The organism is Arenimonas maotaiensis, from assembly GCF_014638745.1.
GTDB lineage: Bacteria > Pseudomonadota > Gammaproteobacteria > Xanthomonadales > Xanthomonadaceae > Arenimonas > Arenimonas maotaiensis.
In genome coordinates, this window is the sequence record NZ_BMFO01000008.1 from 1 (window position 1) to 15,135 (window position 15,135).

Annotated in this window: 13 protein-coding genes and 1 pseudogene; 3 read left to right on the forward strand and 11 right to left on the reverse strand. The window is 66.7% G+C overall.

Annotated features, from left to right (window positions below; translation table 11 throughout):
* Both IEV56_RS10385 and IEV56_RS10390 read left to right on the forward strand, forming a co-directional pair.
* A pseudogene (locus IEV56_RS10385) lies at nt 1-120 on the forward strand (IS3 family transposase); the annotation flags it as partial.
* A gap of 452 nt (nt 121-572) precedes the next feature.
* Nucleotides 573-740: a hypothetical protein gene (locus tag IEV56_RS10390; protein WP_188450298.1), complete on the forward strand. Its 168-nt coding sequence runs from the start codon at nt 573-575 to the stop codon at nt 738-740.
* Here the strand turns inward: IEV56_RS10390 and IEV56_RS10395 are convergent, their stop codons facing one another.
* Both IEV56_RS10395 and glnA read right to left on the reverse strand, forming a co-directional pair.
* Entirely contained in the window at nt 741-2,897 is a 2,157-nt protein-coding gene (locus IEV56_RS10395; protein WP_188450299.1) for a S46 family peptidase, read from the reverse strand.
* A gap of 85 nt (nt 2,898-2,982) precedes the next feature.
* Nucleotides 2,983-4,392 (reverse strand): type I glutamate--ammonia ligase, encoded by a 1,410-nt coding sequence (gene glnA, locus IEV56_RS10400; RefSeq protein WP_188450300.1) that lies wholly within the window; start codon nt 4,390-4,392, stop codon nt 2,983-2,985.
* Between the two features lie 476 nt (nt 4,393-4,868).
* On the opposite strand from glnA, the gene IEV56_RS10405 reads away from it, so the two are divergent.
* Nucleotides 4,869-5,654, forward strand: coding sequence for an undecaprenyl-diphosphate phosphatase (locus IEV56_RS10405; RefSeq protein WP_188450301.1), 786 nt, complete (start codon nt 4,869-4,871; stop codon nt 5,652-5,654).
* Here IEV56_RS10405 and IEV56_RS10410 read toward each other — a convergent pair.
* The 9 genes from IEV56_RS10410 to IEV56_RS10450 form a co-directional block, all read right to left on the reverse strand.
* Nucleotides 5,651-7,705, reverse strand: a complete 2,055-nt coding sequence (locus IEV56_RS10410) for a tetratricopeptide repeat protein (protein WP_188450302.1) — start codon at nt 7,703-7,705, stop codon at nt 5,651-5,653. The two genes, IEV56_RS10405 and IEV56_RS10410, sit on opposite strands and share 4 nt — an antisense overlap.
* 29 nt (nt 7,706-7,734) lie before the next feature.
* Nucleotides 7,735-8,742 (reverse strand): YheT family hydrolase, encoded by a 1,008-nt coding sequence (locus IEV56_RS10415; protein ID WP_188450303.1) that lies wholly within the window; start codon nt 8,740-8,742, stop codon nt 7,735-7,737.
* Nucleotides 8,739-9,494 carry a lysophospholipid acyltransferase family protein gene (locus IEV56_RS10420; RefSeq protein WP_188450304.1) on the reverse strand — a complete coding sequence of 252 codons (756 nt, stop codon included), beginning with the start codon at nt 9,492-9,494 and terminating at the stop codon, nt 8,739-8,741. Before IEV56_RS10420 ends, IEV56_RS10415 begins: the two co-directional genes overlap by 4 nt.
* A gap of 98 nt (nt 9,495-9,592) precedes the next feature.
* A complete protein-coding gene (locus tag IEV56_RS10425) occupies nt 9,593-10,204 on the reverse strand; it encodes a YkvA family protein (protein ID WP_188450305.1) in 612 nt (203 codons plus the stop codon).
* Between the two features lie 70 nt (nt 10,205-10,274).
* Nucleotides 10,275-12,110, reverse strand: coding sequence for a phospholipase D-like domain-containing protein (locus IEV56_RS10430; protein ID WP_188450306.1), 1,836 nt, complete (start codon nt 12,108-12,110; stop codon nt 10,275-10,277).
* Nucleotides 12,103-12,633, reverse strand: a complete 531-nt coding sequence (locus IEV56_RS10435; RefSeq protein ID WP_188450307.1) for a YceI family protein — start codon at nt 12,631-12,633, stop codon at nt 12,103-12,105. Before IEV56_RS10435 ends, IEV56_RS10430 begins: the two co-directional genes overlap by 8 nt.
* A 36-nt stretch (nt 12,634-12,669) precedes the next feature.
* Nucleotides 12,670-13,146, reverse strand: coding sequence for a SixA phosphatase family protein (locus IEV56_RS10440; protein ID WP_188450308.1), 477 nt, complete (start codon nt 13,144-13,146; stop codon nt 12,670-12,672).
* The gene (locus tag IEV56_RS10445; RefSeq protein WP_188450309.1) at nt 13,146-13,778 is read right to left on the reverse strand and encodes a ParA family protein; all 633 of its coding nucleotides are present in this window, start codon (nt 13,776-13,778) and stop codon (nt 13,146-13,148) included. Before IEV56_RS10445 ends, IEV56_RS10440 begins: the two co-directional genes overlap by 1 nt.
* Nucleotides 13,779-13,837: 59 nt before the next feature.
* Nucleotides 13,838-14,809 carry an integron integrase gene (locus IEV56_RS10450; protein WP_188450310.1) on the reverse strand — a complete coding sequence of 324 codons (972 nt, stop codon included), beginning with the start codon at nt 14,807-14,809 and terminating at the stop codon, nt 13,838-13,840.
* Between the last annotated feature and the right edge of the window lie 326 nt (nt 14,810-15,135).

Consider the following 15,135-nt stretch of genomic DNA (forward strand, 5'->3'; position numbering starts at 1 on the left):
GCCCGCTCGGACGTATTTGACTATATCGAGCGCTTCCACAATCCTTGGATGCAGCGTAGGCTGGATGCTCAGGATCGGAAGTTCAGTGTCTTAACTCAACTGTCCGCGGAAACGGGGTAGAACCCGCTACGTATTGGCGTTCTAACTCACGAACAGAGTCCGCAAGGATTTTGAGGCCCACATAATTGGACGCAAAAGCCTGATAGTTGTTGAAAGGCGGGTCAGACGGATCCAGCGCTATGCCCAGTGTGTGGTCCAAGACAATTGGAGATTGGCTCATGAGGTCTAACTACTATCAAACGGCCAACCGACCGATTAACCCATTAGAAGCCAGCCCCGGCACTTCTTCAATAAGAAAAATTCGTGGTAAATCAGGGTTTTCCCAAATTGGGGCCAGGCCCAACGGCTATGAGAAATCCCGCCCGCCACCCCCAACCGGCCATCCAAGGCCGTCCGCCGCCTAAACCGCATCTGAACAATTCCCCGGTTTTTCAAAGACATGACTTCCGGCACAGGACGGGGTTGATTTGGTGTTATACATTGGTAACACACCAACCAACGAGGGCTCCACCATGTACAAGAATACCGCCACCGCCGCCAAACCGGACAACGCCCCGGTGCAACTGAACAACCGCTACCGCCCGCGCGACACCGGCATCGGCTACGGCAAGAGCAGCGGCTACGCCGCCACCCGCCGTTACGCCAACACCGCCGCCGTCAGCCTGGTGCGCGTGCGCTGATCAGCGCGTGTTTTGCGGATACACGATCCGCATTTCCCGCAGCAGGTTGTCGGCGCCGTCCAGCTCGCTCATCACCCAGAGCATGTAGCGGATGTCGACGTGGATCGCGCGGGTGATCTCCGGATCGAAATACCAGTCCTTGGTGATCGATTCGTAGGTCGAATCGAAGTTCAGGCCGACCAGCTCGCCGCGCGCGTTCATCACCGCCGAGCCGGAATTGCCGCCGGTGGTGTCGGCCGACGACAGGAAGTTGACCGGCACCGTGCCCAGCACCGGATCGACGTACGGGCCGAACCGGCGTTGCGCCACCGCCTCGCGCAGCGCGGCCGGGGCGTCGAACGGATCGCGGCCGGTGTGCTTGGCCACGATGCCCTGCACCGTGGTGAACGGGCCTTTGTACAGGCCGTCGGCGGCCGGATAGCCGTCCACCGTGCCGTAGGTGATGCGCAGCGTGCCGTTGGCGTCCGGGTACACCGGCTTGCCCTGCGATTTCTTCCAGGCGATGACCGCCTGCATGTACTGCGGAATCACCCGGTCCAGGTCGCCGTCGAGCGCGCGGCGTTCCTCGCGCAGGCGCTGCTGCGCCGGATACAGCGCCACCGCCAATTTCACCAACGCGTCGCCGCTGGCCTCCAGTTCGGCGGCGCTGCGCTGCAACAGCGCCAGGCGTTCGGCGGTGTCGGCCAATGTCGAGCCGGCGTACACCGCATCCAGCTGGCGGCCCGGATCGCCGCCGCGCAACACCAACGACTCGCTGGCGGCGTCGCGCTGGCTTTCCGGTAGACGCTGATAGGACTGCAGCGCGCTCAGCCAACGGGCGCGGTCGACCCGGCCGACATAACTCTGCTGCAGGCGCTCGAAGCGGGCCTTGATGAACGAGGCGTCGCGGTCCTGGAAGCCGAGCTCGCGTTCCATGTCCGGCTTGCCGCGTTCGCGCGCGAAGCGGTAGGCGCTGGACGCGGTGCCGAGCAGCTCGTTGGATGTGAGCAGGCCCATGGCGAACTCGCGCTCGGCCAGGTTCTGGTCGCGCGCGATCAGCGCGTTCAGCTCCCCCATCAGCGCGCGGTAGCGCGCGGCGTCTTTCTGGCCGGCGGTCCAGGCCAGGAACTCGGCCAGCTGCGCGTCCTTGATGGCCGGGATGTCCTTGCGCGCGAAGCCGTCGAGCAGGCCCTGCAGCTTCTTCATGCGGTTGTTGATGCTCTTCACCGTGGCGGCGTAACGCACTTCGGCTTCGGTGTCGCCGGCGGTGGCGGCGGCGATGGCGTCCAGGTCGCGCCGGTAGTCGGCCACGCGCTTGGGGTAATCGTTTTCGCGCGCGTAGCGGATCTCGGCCGGCAAGCGGTAGCGGCTGGTCACGCCCGGATAACCGGCCAGCAGGATGCCGTCGCCGCGCTTCAGGCCGGCGGCCGAGACGGTCAGGAAGTCCTTCGAGGCGTACGGCACGTTGTCCGGCGAGGGATCGGCCGGACGGCCGTCCTTGCCGACGTAGGCGCGGTAGAACGCGAAGTCGCCGGTGTGGCGCGGGAACTCGAAGTTGTCGATGTCGCCGCCGTAGTTGCCGATGGCCTCGGACGGCGCGTACACCAGGCGCACGTCGCGCACCATCATCTGCCGGATCAGGTAGAACTCCAGGCCCCGATGGAAGCTCGGCAGCGTGCAGCGGTAATCCGGCGAGCTTTCGCAGGCGGCGATCAGCGCCTTGCTGTTGCGCTCGATCAGGCGGGTGCGCTCGGCGCCGCCCAGTTCCGGCGCGATGCCGTTCAGCACTTCGGCGGTCACGTCGCGCACCGATTCGGTGACGTACACGCGCTGGTTCGGGCCGCCGGGCAGCTCCTCGGCCAAGGATTTGGCCAAAAAGCCCTTGGCCAGGTAATTGTTGGCGGCGGTGGAGTTGCGCTGGATCGAGCCGTAAGCGCAGTGGTGGTTGGTCACGATCAAGCCGTTCGGCGACACGAACGAGGCCGAGCAGCCGCCGAGCGAGACGATGGCCGACATCGGGTGCTTGCTCAGATCGCTCAAATCGCTGACCGGCACCTTGATGCCGATGCGTTTCAGTTCGGCCTGCAGCTGGGCCATCTGGTAGGGCTGCCATTGGCCTTCATCGGCGTGGGCGGCGGTGAACAGGAGGGCGGCGGCAAGCGGCAGGAGTCGTTTCATGGCGGCAGGTTCAAAAAGACAGAACCGGTATTATGGCCGAAAAAAACGGCCCCGAAGGGCCGTTTTTCCGTATCGCGGACGCGGATCAGAGCTGGTAGTACATCGCATATTCGAGCGGGTGGGTGGCGGCCCGGAACTTGGTGACTTCGCCCATCTTCAGCGCGATGTAGCCGTCGATGAAGTCGTCGCTGAACACGCCGCCGGCCTTCAGGAAGTCGCGGTCCTTGTCCAGCGCGTCCAGCGCCTGATCAAGCGAATGGCAGACGGTCGGGATGCCCTTGGCCTCTTCCGGCGGCAGGTCGTACAGGTCCTTGTCGCTCGGCTCGCCCGGATCGATCTGGTTCTTGATGCCGTCCAGACCGGCCATCATCAGCGCGGCGAAGATCAGGTAGCCGGAGTTCATCGGATCCGGGAAGCGGATCTCGATGCGGCGCGCCTTCGGGTTGGCCACGTACGGGATGCGGCAGGACGCCGAGCGGTTGCTGGCCGAATACGCCAGCATCACCGGCGCCTCGTAGCCCGGCACCAGGCGCTTGTAGCTGTTGGTGGTGGAGTTGGCGAAGGCGTTGATGGCGCGCGCGTGCTTGAAGATGCCGCCGATGTACCACAGCGCCATCTGGCTCAGGCCGCCGTAGCCGTCGCCGCTGAAGAGGTTGACGCCGCCCTTGGCCAGCGACTGGTGCACGTGCATGCCCGAGCCGTTGTCGCCGACCAGCGGCTTCGGCATGAAGGTGACGGTCTTGCCGTTGCGGTGCGCCACGTTCTTGACGATGTACTTCAGCATCAGCAGCTCGTCGGCCTTCTTCACCAGCGAGTTGAACTTGGTGCCGATCTCGCACTGGCCGGCGTTGGCCACTTCGTGGTGGTGCACTTCCACTTCCTGGCCGGCGGCCATCAGTTCCTTGCACATCTCGGCGCGGATGTCGTGCAGCTGGTCGGTCGGCGCCACCGGGAAGTAGCCGCCCTTCAGGCCCGGACGGTAGCCGGTGTTGCCGCCTTCGTATTTCTTCTTGCTGTTCCAGTGCGCCTCTTCGGAATCGACCTCGAAGAAGGTGCTGCCCTGCTCGTTGTTCCAGCGCACGGAATCGAAGATGAAGAATTCCGGCTCCGGACCGAAGAACGCCTGGTCGGCGATGCCGCTGGCCTTCAGGTAGGCTTCGGCGCGCTTGGCCACGCCGCGCGGGTCGCGGCCGTAGGCCTGCATGGTGGCCGGGTCGAGGATGTCGCAGACCAAGATCAGGGTCGGGTCGGCGGTGAACGGATCGAGCACGGCGGTCGAGGCGTCCGGCAGCAGGATCATGTCGGATTCATTGATGCCTTTCCAGCCGGCGATCGAGGAGCCGTCGAACATCTTGCCGTCCTCGAACAGCGCCGGTTCGACGATGGAGACCGGGAAGCTGACGTGGTGCTGCACGCCGCGCATGTCGGCGAAGCGCAGGTCGACGAACTCGACGGCGTGGTCTTTGATCAGTTTCAGGACGTTTTCATAGGACATGGCAGGACTCGCAAGGTGATGAAGGGTACCTTACGTCATGCAAGAAGCGTGCCAACGTATTCGAGAAATACAACATATTGATTTTATTGAAATCAATACCCGCAGACGAGATGACGATACGCACTTATTTGGTGCAAATTCAGGCTTTGCACTCGAATAGCGCAGAGTTCAGGCGCGCGGCCGGCCTTTCAGGCGATACAGCAGATAGACCAGTCCGGCCAGCAGCGCGAGCACGAGCAGGAGCAGACGGTTGGCGACGGTGTCGTTGCGCGGGGCCATGGGGTCACGGAGCGGGGGGCGGAAGAGTACGTCATGGTGGCCATCCTTAGCCAGGATCCGGAGATCGCGCCATGACGTGGCGCCAGTCTAGAGCGGCCGATGGCGTCTGCCAATAAGAATTTTTCTTGGTCCGGCGGCATCCGCGTGCCGGCGCGGGCCTGCCCCTATAATGATGCAAACGGCCACCGCGGACTCCCATGCACGACCTGCTCAACGCCCTGATCCTGGGCATCATCGAAGGCATCACCGAATTCCTGCCCATTTCCAGCACCGGCCACCTGCTGATCGCCCAGCACTGGCTGGGTCCGCAGTCGGAACTGTTCAACGTCGGCATCCAGGCCGGCGCCATCCTCGCGGTCACCTTGATTTACCGCCGGCGGCTGTGGCAGCTGCTGACCGGACTGGGCCAGGACGCCAACCGCGATTACGCGCTGAAGCTCGGCACCGCCTTCGTCATCACCGCCGTGCTCGGCTTCGCTGCCAGCAAAATGGGACTGACCCTGCCCGACCGCGTGCAGCCGGTGGCCTGGGCGCTGCTGCTCGGCGCGCTGGTGATGTTCTGGGCCGAACGCAACACCGCGCTGGACGCGCCGGAGACGGCGATCACGTGGAAAGTCGCGGTGGCGGTCGGTCTGGCCCAGGTGCTGGCCGCGGTGTTCCCCGGCACCTCGCGCTCGGCCGCGACCATCTTCGCGGCCATGCTGCTGGGCACCCGCAACCGCGGCGCCGCCACCGAATTCGCGTTCCTGGTCGGCATCCCGACCATGTACGCCGCCAGCGGCTATGCCCTGCTGAAGGAGCTCGACGCCGGCGGCGGCGAGAACTGGAGCGCCTTCGCGGTCGGCTTCGTCGCCTCCACCGTCACCGCCTTCATCGCGGTGAAGTGGCTGCTGAAATACATCCAGACGCACCGTTTCACCGGTTTCGCCTGGTACCGCATCGTGCTCGCGGCCGGCCTGCTGATCCTGGTGCCGGCGGATTAATCCTTCGGATAGCCCAGGCGCACGGCCGCCGGAGTCAACACCGCGAAGGCTTCGGCGAAGGCGTCCTTGTAATGGCGCCAATGGCCGGTCGGGAACTGGTTGGGCATGCCGCCCAACGCCATGACCGGCGTGCCGAGCGCCACGGCATCCGGTACCGCATCCAACGCCAACGCGGCCTGCAGCTCGGCGGCGATCGATGCGGCATCCAGATCCAGCGCGTCGGCCTTGACCAGATGCACTTTCTGCGGGCCGTGTTCGATCGTATCGGCCAGCGCGTGGTAGCCGGCGGCCAGCCACATCGCCGAACGTTGCGGTTTGGGCAGGAAGATGTAGGACTGCGCGCTACCGAACACCAGCCAGTTCAGCAGGGCATCACGCGGATCGATGACCACGGCGGTCAGCTCGGTGCCGGCCAGGGCCGCGGCGGTATAGGCGTCCCACTGCGGCAACCAATCCACCACATCGACGGGCTGCAGCCCCAGGGATTGGATGCCCGCTTTCCAGGTCGCGGCGGATGCCGCGCCCTCGCTGCCGGGTTCGAAACGGACGCTGCCCAAACCGTCTTCACGGGCCGGGCTGGGCTGGTTGCGATCGGCCAACAGGCGGCGGCCCAACAATGGCGCCACTGCGTTCAGCACGCGCTCGATGCGCACGCCCGGAGGCGCCCACAGCAGACGGCCCTCGGCATCGGACTCGGGCACGGCATGCGCCGGATACGGAATCGGCAGCGACTTGCCGGGAATCGGATGCTGGCTCATGCGCGTGAAGGCATCGGCCGCCTCGTCGAAACGACCCAGACGGTCCAGCACCAGACCGGTCCAAGCCAGCACCATGCGTTCGGCTTCCGGCGTACGCGCCACCTGGGCCAGACGCTGGATGCGGGTCAACGCGGCTTGCGGGTCGGTGCGTACTTCCTGGCGCAACTTGACGAACTGGGCCAAAGGCAGCGATTCGCGCAGCGCCAAGGCGGCGTCGGCCTCGATGGCGGCGGCGTCCAAATCACCCTTCGCTTCGTGGTAGACCGCCGCGGCCTCGTGCGCCAAGGCGCTTTGCGGCAGACGCTGCAGCCAACGGGTGATCACCGCGCCGCCGTCGCCGCTTAATCCAGCCTCCAGGCCGGCGCTCAACTGCCACAGCGCATCGCTGTCGGCATCGCGTTCCAACGCGGCGGCGACCAACGAGCGCGCCTCGTCGCCGGCGCCGGTGCGCACCAGCAGAGACACGCAGTGGGTCAAGGCCTGCAGGTCGTCCGGCGCCGCGGCCAACAGGGCGCGGGCATCGACCAGCGCACCGTCGAAATCGCCGCGGGCCTGGCGGAAACGGATGCGCAGCCCGAGGCTGGCGGAGTCGGCCGGGGCCTTTGCCAGCAGCTCGTCAAGCGCTTGCTCGGCTTCGTCGGCGCGCTCCTGGCGCAGCAGGCAATCGATCAGGCCGCGGCGCAACCGGACGTTGTCCGGCGCCAGCGCGATGGCGCGGCGCAGGGCCTGCTCGGCGAAGGCCGGCATCTGCTTGTGCATGTAGGCGAAGGCCAGACCGCCCAGCGCCAGCACGTTCTGCGGCGCGCGCTCCAAGGCGCGGGTGAACTGGGCGATGGCGTCGTCATGCGCGCCCTCGGCCTGCGCGATGGCGCCCTTGGCGGCCAGCACGTCGGCGTCTTCGGCATCCACGCGTTCGGCCAGCTTCAGCAGGCGCTTGGCTTCGGCCGGATTGTTCTGGCCGAGCGCGATGTGGATCAGGCCGATATAGGCCGGCAAATGATTCGGGTTGAACGCCAGCGCGTCCATCAGACCGGCCTGGGTTTCGCTCGGATCATTTCCGCTCAAGCGCATCATCGAACGCGTCAGCACGAAATCCTCGCGGCCCGGCGCCAGTTCGATGGCGCGGTCGATGGCGGCCTGTGCCTCATCGCCGCGGCCAAGGGTCTGCAGGGCCAACGCGCGCCCGTAATGCGTCTCGGCCTGCTCGGGGGATTCGGCCAACAGGGCGTCGGCCAACGCCAGGGCCTGGGCGGCGTCGCCGTTGCGCAGGGCGGAAAGGATGGAATCGGACATGGGGTAACCCTGAAAAAGGCGTGAAACCGCTATTGTAGCCTGTCCAACAGCGCCGTCACGCCGTTTTGCAGCCAGCGTTCGGCATAGCCGTGCAGGCGGCGGTCGAGGATGAAGCCGCAATGGCCGCCGTGTGCGCTGATTTCCAGCGTCGCGTTGGCCGGCAACGCCAGTGCCCGCAGGCTGTCGACCGGAATCACCGGGTCGTCGGCGGCGGCCAGGATATGCACCGGCACAGTGACCTCGGCCAGCCGGTTGCCGGACACCGCATAGCCGTCGAAGTAGCGCTCTTCGTCGCCCCAATCGCCGTGTCGGGCCGCCAGCCAGCGGGTCAGGCCGCGCATGTCGCGCCGCAGCACGTCGTCCCCGAAGGCATGCGCCTGCGGAAACAGGGCACGCTTGCGCTTCAGCGAACCGCGCCACTTGCGCATGAAATACCAATGGTAGAACGCCGGGCCGGTCTCGAGTTCGCGCAGCACCGCCGAGGGATCGACCGGCGGGCAGACCGCGAACGCGCCGTCCAGCCCCAGGCCGCCATCGGCCGAGGCACGCGCCAGACGCAGCGCGAAATTGCCGCCCAGCGAATAGCCGGCCACCACGAACCGGCGCGGCGCATACAGCGCCCGCACCGCGCGCGCGGCGTCCAGCACCTCATCCAGCCGGCAGGAATGGAACAGGCCCTCATTCAGATGATGCGTGCCGCCGTGGTCGCGGAAGTTCAGCGCGAACACATCGACGCCGGCGGCCAGCAGCTCGGCGGCGCTGTGGTTGATATAGGAGGACTCCACACTGCCTTCCCAGCCGTGCAGCAGCAGCGCCAGGGCACCACGGGCGGGCGCCGGCGCGGCGGCGTAATGCACGCCGGCCAAGCGCACGCCGCCGGGCAGGTCGAGGATGCGGCGCTCGCCGGGCGCGCCCAGGGCCCGCAGGCGCGCCAGACCGGCACGCTTGCGCCAGGGGCTGGAACTCAGCACCGATTGCACGTGCGGATTGGCCAACAGGCCGCGCGCGCGGTAGGGCGAAACCGTTTCGCGGATCATGCCGCGGTCATGGCCTCGACGATGCGGCGCCGGCACAGGTCGGCCATCTTGCGCCGGCCGTCCTCGGACGGCGGCACCGGTTCGAGGAAATGCACCTCGACCTCGCGCGCCGGCTCGCCCAGCACGCGCAGCAGGTTGCCGACGAAGCTTTCGCGCGCGCCGAAGGCCATCACCGTCTGGGCCTCGCCGCGGCGGCCGAAACGCAAGGCCACCGGCTGCGCCGGCACGCCGGCCAGCACCGCCGGCTGGAAGATGCGGGCGTGGAACACGCCGACCGCTTCGCCGGAATGGGTGCGGCCCTCGGGGAACACCGCCACCGGCAGGCCGGCCTGCAGGCGCTGCAGCATCTGGTGCATCACGCCGTGCAGGGAATCGTTGCTGCCGCGGTGGTGGTAGATGGTGCCGGCGCGGGTGACCACGCCGCCGACCAGCGGCCAGCGCTCGATTTCGGCCTTGGCCACGAAGCCCATCCAGCACTGGCTATGCAGCACGATGATGTCGATCCAGCTGATGTGGTTGGCCACGAACAGCACCGCGCCCGGCAGCGGCGTGCCGAAGCGGCGCGTACGCAGACCGAAGATGCGCAGCAGGATGCGCGACCAGGCGCCGGCGACCCAATGGTCGAGGCGCTCGCCGCCGATGTGGAAACGCGCGGCCCAGGCGCCCATCAGCACCAGGATCAGCGGCAGGCCGATCACGATGTGCAGTAGCAGCAGGGGCGCGCGGTAGCAGTAACGCAGGAATCTCGACATGGGGGCGTTCCGGGGACTCCCGCCTATTCTACAAAGTTACGGGGCCCGAAACGGAAACAGCGCGGCGATGCCGCGCTGTTCGGCCGAATGCCGCCGGTTCAGCGGACGCGCAACGGGCCGGGACGCCAGGCTTTGCTGGTGTAGCTGCTGCCGGCGTAGCCCGAGCTGGAACCGTAGCCGCCGCCCTGCTCGCGGTTGCGCCGGCGGTGCATGCGATTGATCAGTTCGTCGCGGCGGGCCGACAGCCAGTCGGCGCGGCCGACCGCGGCGGCGTCGAGGCCGCGCGACTCGGCCTGTTCCTGGCGGTATTCGCAGAACTCGGCGTAGGCGTCGAGCTCGTGGCGGATCTCGGCCGCGCTCAGCTCGATGGCGATGGCGTCGTCGAAGAAGCCGAGCACCGGCAGGTCGTCCGGGATCAGGTCGTCGCTTTCGGAGAAATAGGCCATGGCCGCCTTGACCCGCGCGCGGTCCTCATCCGGCAGGGACCAGGCCTCGTCGGCCAGCATCGCGATCATCGCGTCCAGGGTGTCCAGGCGCTTGGCGATGAAATCCGGCAGCGTGGTCTTGGCGGCGACGGCCAGCAGGCTGCGCGCGGCGGCGGTCACGTCGTCGTCGGACTTGCCGGCGGCGGCGGCCTGGGCCTTGGCGATGGCCTGTTTGAAATGGGCGAGATCCTGGTCGGACAGCTCGCAATGGAACGTCATCGGCATCGTGCACCCCCTGGCATCGTCGCGTTGAAGACGTTCAGCGTAGCCGCTGCCGGACCGAGCGTCAACTGCATCACAGAATCGGTTCGAGTCCGGCCCCGAAGGCGGTGATGATGCGCGTGTAGATACCCTTCAGGCCGCCCTCGACTCCCGGGAAATCGCCGACCGGTTCGGCGCAGTCGTGGAAGCCCGGGTCGCTGTAGTCCAGCGCCGCGCAACCGGGTTTCAGCTGGTAGCTGGTGGCGTACGGCCAGGGCCAGATGTCGAACACCGGCATCTGTTCGGACAGCTTGCCGAGGCTGTAGTTGACCTTGGCCAAGGCCGGCAGCGAACGCCGCGGCGCGATGGCCCAGGCGTTGTCGGGCTGCATGTCGGTGCGGATGCTGTCCGCCAGCTGCGCGGCGAACGGGGCGTCCTCGATCAGCAGCATGCTCTCGGTGTTGAAGTCGTCCGAGCGCGGATCGAAGTTGTGGCTGCCGATCACCGCGATGCGGCCGTCGACCACCATCGACTTGGCGTGCAGGCCGACGCGCCGGCCCTTTTTATCCGCGGATTCGGCCAGGCGCCCGCCGGAGCCCGAGCCGGTGTAGCCGAACAGCGCCGGCGCGTCGGTGGCGGCGCGCTCGTGCTTGTCGCTCCAGCCCACGCCCTGGCCCACGCGCATCAACGCCGTGGCCGGATACGGCTTGAACTCGTGGATGCGGAAGCCGAGCTCGCGCAGGTACAGGCGCTTGTACTTGTGCGACAGCGCGTACACCGGGAAGGCGTCGGTGGCGGCCAGCGAATTGGTCGAGACCTCGACCCGCACCGGCGCCGGCCGGCGCTGCAGGCCGCGGAAGGTCTGCCGCGCCATGCGCGACATCACCAGGTACGGCGTCTGCAGCAGCACGCTGTGTTTGGCCTCAGAGATCACCTGATACACCGCGTTCGAAGCGCGTGCCCGGCTGCTGGCGGCCTCGGCATGTTTATCCGGCAGATCGGCGTAGAAGCGCACCGCCTCGACCGTATGCAGATACGGCACCAGTTCGGCCATCAGCCGCGGGCCGTCCTGCGACATGGCCTTGAAGGTCTGCATGCGCTCCGAGTAGTCGCGCTTGGGCAGCGCCAGACGCGCCGGTTCGGCGCGCGCGTCCAGCAGCACGCGCGCCACGTCGTCCAGCTCGTGCGCCGAGCGGCTGCGCGGACTGGTCCAGAACGCGTTGAAGTTGTCGCGCATGCGCGCGGTGACCGGGCCGGCGACCCACAGGTCGCGGTCGCGGTAGTTGTAGCCGGCGCCCCAGTCGAAGTAGCGGTCCTGGATGTTGCGGCCGCCGACCACCGCCATGCGGCCGTCGACCAGCAGCAGCTTGTTGTGCATGCGCTGGTTGATGTTGCGGAAGCGGAACAGGATGCCGGCGAAGAACTCGGCCTTGGAGGTCTTGGCCTGGTTGAACATCGGGCTGTACAGCTTGAGCTCGAAGTTCTCGTGCAGCACCGCCAGCTTGGCCTGCAGCTGCGGCCGGGTCAGGCCGTACAGCTGGTCGAGCAGCACACGCACCTTCACCCCGCGCCGGGCGGCGCGCACCAGCGCGTCCAGCATCAGGGTGCCGGATTCGTCCAGGTCGTAGATGAACACCTGCAGCTCGATGCTGCGGGTGGCGCTCTCGATCATCTGCAGCCGGGTCAGCAGCGCGTCGTGACCCTGGTCGAGCAGGATCACCCGGTGCTTGCCGGCGGCGCCTTCGGCCGCCGTCCGCGCCGCCAGTTCCGACAGCGGCGTGCGCAGGCCGCAGAGCTGCCCGGCCGGGCATTCGGATTCGACGCTGCGGCGTTCGCGCGCGAACGCGCCGGCTTCGGCGTGTTTGGTTTCCGGCAACGAGGAGCAAGCCGACAGCATCAGCAGGGACAGCAGGACGAGCGCGTTATTCATCGGCGAATTTTAACTGAAAGCGGAAGCTGACCTCGTCGCGCAGGCTCCAGCGGTAAGCGTCCATTCCGAAATCGTGGCGGTTCAGCGTGCCGGCGGCCTGGATCGGGCAGGTCACGCCCGGCTGCCGGCAGGCGCTGGGCTCGACGCGGAACACCACCTCGCGGCGGATGTCGCGGATGCTCAATTGCCCGCGGATGTCGCCGCCGGACACCAGCACCTGCGGCGAGAACGGCTGCGAATGGAACACGATGTCGGGATGGTTGGCGCTGTCCAGGAACTGCGCGGAATGGGTCACCGTCTGCACCCAGGGCGGGCCGCCCATCCGCAGTTCGCGCGCCGGCAGGCGCACGTCCACCGTCAGGCGCTGCTCCGGCGCCGGCCGCAGTTCGCCTTCGATGCGGCCGAATTGGCCGTGGGAACGGATGGGCAGACGCAGCCGGACTTCGAATTCGGCCTGCGAGGCCGTCGGATCGAACGGCCGGACCGGGGCTTCAGCGCGTACGCCGCAGGGCCAGGCGGCCACCGCGCACAGAACCAGGCCCCCCAGCCCAGCCCGCACTCAAGGCCACCAGAAATGTTCCAGACGCGCGATGCCCGGCTCGAAATCGGCGTCGGCCGGGATGTGCAGCACCACCAGGCCGGCGGCCGGCATGCCGCGGAAATCGCCGGATTGGCCGGAGCTGAGCAGGGCCACCAGCTGCTCCAGGCCGGGATTGTGCCCGACCAGCATCAGCCGCCCGCATTCGCGGTGTTCGTCGGCCACGTCCATCAGCGTGCCGGGCGTGGCCTCGTAGATGCGCGGCTCCTGGCGCTGCTCCACGAAGCCGGTGACCTGTAGCACCTGCTCCAGGGTCTCGCGGGTGCGCCGCGCGTGCGAGCACAGCACCCGGTCCGGCAGCAGGCCATGCGATTTCAGCCAGTAGCCGGCAGCTTCGGCCTCGGCCAGGCCCTGGCGCGACAGCGCGCGGTCCAGGTCGTGCTGGCCGTAGCCGGCGGATTCGGCATGGGCATGCCGCAACAGGATCAGTTCACGCATCAGCTCACCTTCTTCAGCCAGCGGAAAATCGAAGACCAGTCGGCCTGGTGGCCGCGGATCTGCTCGGAGTGGTAGTCGAACACCGACTTGCCCAGCGCCACCATCAGCACATAGGCCTGGGTATCGCGCAGTTCGCCCGCCACCGGATACGGCCAGCTCTTCAGCTGTTCCACCGCCTGCTGCGAGGCGCCGGTCCAGGGCTTCAGGCGATTGGCCACCAGCGCCACCGGCAGCTTGCCCTTCTTCACCCGCGCGGTGGCGGCCAGCGAATTCAGGAACGGCACGGTCGCCTCCAGGTCGATGGTGGACGGCAACACCGGCACCAGCACCGCGTCGGCGATTTCCAGGAAATCCTCCAGATCGTCGCCCATGGCGCCGGCGGCGGCGTCCACGATAGCCACCTCGGTCTGCGCCGGCAGGTTCTTCTTCCAGCCCTTGCGGCTGCCGTCCACCGGCAGCACGGCGGTGTCCAGCGCGGCGCGCTTCTCGCACCAGTGCGTCGAGGATTTCTGCCGGTCGGCGTCGATCAGGACCGTGCGTTTGCCCTGCAGGGCGAAATGCGCCGCCAGGTTGGTGGAAAGGGTGCTCTTGCCGGCACCGCCCTTGGAGCTTGCTACTACGATCGTGCGCATAGGCCCTCCTGTCGATGGCCCTACTCTACAACGAGTCCGGGCCGGGGGCTAGGTGCGGCTCAAACGCCGCGGTCGATCGGGCTGAGCACGCCGCCGGCGCCGCGGTTGAGCACGTGCGTGTAGATCTGGGTGGTGGCCACGTCCTGATGGCCGAGCAGCTCCTGCACGGTGCGGATGTCGGAACCGGACTCCAGCAGATGGGTGGCGAAGCAATGGCGCAGGGTATGCGGCGACACCGGCAGATGCAGGCCGGCTTGGATGGCGGCGGCGCGCACCGCGCGCTGCAGCACTTTTTCATCGATGTGGTGGCGCTTCTCACGGCCGTCGAACGGGTCGATGCCGCGGCGCGAGGCCGGGAATACGTATTGCCAGCCGAAATCGGTTTCCGCCCGCGGGTATTTGCGGGCCAGCGCGAACGGCAGCGACACCGCGCCGTAGCCTTCGGCCAGGTCTTTGGCATGCAACGCCCGGGCCTGCTCGACCTGACGCTGCAGATGCGGCTTCAGGCTGAACGGCAGCACGGTCTTGCGGTCTTTGCCGCCTTTGCCGTCCCGCACGGTGATTTCGTTGCGCTCGAAGTTGAGGTCTTTCACGCGCAGGCGCAGGGCCTCCATCAAGCGCAAGCCGGCGCCGTACAACAGGCTGGCCGCCAGCCAATCGCGCCCGGACAGCTTGGACAGCAGCAACATCGTCTGGGCTTTTGAAAGCACCACCGGCAAGCGGCGGGACTGCTTGGCGCGCACCACATTCTCCATCCAGGGCAGATCGATGCCCAGCACTTCGCGGTACAGGAACAGCAGGGCCGACAGCGCCTGATTCTGGGTGCTGGCCGAGACCTGGTCTTTGGTGGCCAATTTGGACAGGAAGGCTTCCACCGCCCCGCCACCTAATTCGCGGGGATGGGTTTTACCGTTTTCCAGAATATACCGGCGGATCCAGTACACATACACTTTCTCCGTGCGCAAACTGTAGTGTTTCAGGCGCAAGCGGTTGCGAACTTCGTCCAACAACCGCACCGGGCGATTCTGCATTTCGTCCGAATTTAAAGGGGCCTTACTGCCTTGATAATCCATACCGGGGCTTCTCTGCCGTTAACCACCCCTAATGTTGCCGGCCCGGCTTCGGCCCATCCATAAGAAACAACGCTGATTACCCTAGGATTTTTCCTATTGAATAAATCCCCGAACTCATTTCTAATGGCCTTAACCGGCAACTAAGCCGTCTACTAGTAGTTAGAGCCCACGAATGACTTCTTCGTTTCTTTGCTCCAGCTGCGGCAAATCGCATGAGGGCATGCCTACCGATTATGGATGGAAACTTCCAGATGATGTGTGGGCTATTCCGGAATATGAGCGCA

Coding starts and splice junctions, on each gene's coding strand:
- IEV56_RS10415 (WP_188450303.1), bottom strand. CDS start 8,742: ATGATCCGCGAAACGGTTTCGCCCTACCGCGCGCGCGGCCTGTTGGCC.
- glnA (WP_188450300.1), bottom strand. CDS start 4,392: ATGTCCTATGAAAACGTCCTGAAACTGATCAAAGACCACGCCGTCGAG.
- IEV56_RS10410 (WP_188450302.1), bottom strand. CDS start 7,705: ATGTCCGATTCCATCCTTTCCGCCCTGCGCAACGGCGACGCCGCCCAG.
- IEV56_RS10405 (WP_188450301.1), top strand. CDS start 4,869: ATGCACGACCTGCTCAACGCCCTGATCCTGGGCATCATCGAAGGCATC.
- IEV56_RS10395 (WP_188450299.1), bottom strand. CDS start 2,897: ATGAAACGACTCCTGCCGCTTGCCGCCGCCCTCCTGTTCACCGCCGCC.
- IEV56_RS10390 (WP_188450298.1), top strand. CDS start 573: ATGTACAAGAATACCGCCACCGCCGCCAAACCGGACAACGCCCCGGTG.
- IEV56_RS10425 (WP_188450305.1), bottom strand. CDS start 10,204: ATGCCGATGACGTTCCATTGCGAGCTGTCCGACCAGGATCTCGCCCAT.
- IEV56_RS10430 (WP_188450306.1), bottom strand. CDS start 12,110: ATGAATAACGCGCTCGTCCTGCTGTCCCTGCTGATGCTGTCGGCTTGC.
- IEV56_RS10450 (WP_188450310.1), bottom strand. CDS start 14,809: ATGCAGAATCGCCCGGTGCGGTTGTTGGACGAAGTTCGCAACCGCTTG.
- IEV56_RS10445 (WP_188450309.1), bottom strand. CDS start 13,778: ATGCGCACGATCGTAGTAGCAAGCTCCAAGGGCGGTGCCGGCAAGAGC.
- IEV56_RS10440 (WP_188450308.1), bottom strand. CDS start 13,146: ATGCGTGAACTGATCCTGTTGCGGCATGCCCATGCCGAATCCGCCGGC.
- IEV56_RS10420 (WP_188450304.1), bottom strand. CDS start 9,494: ATGTCGAGATTCCTGCGTTACTGCTACCGCGCGCCCCTGCTGCTACTG.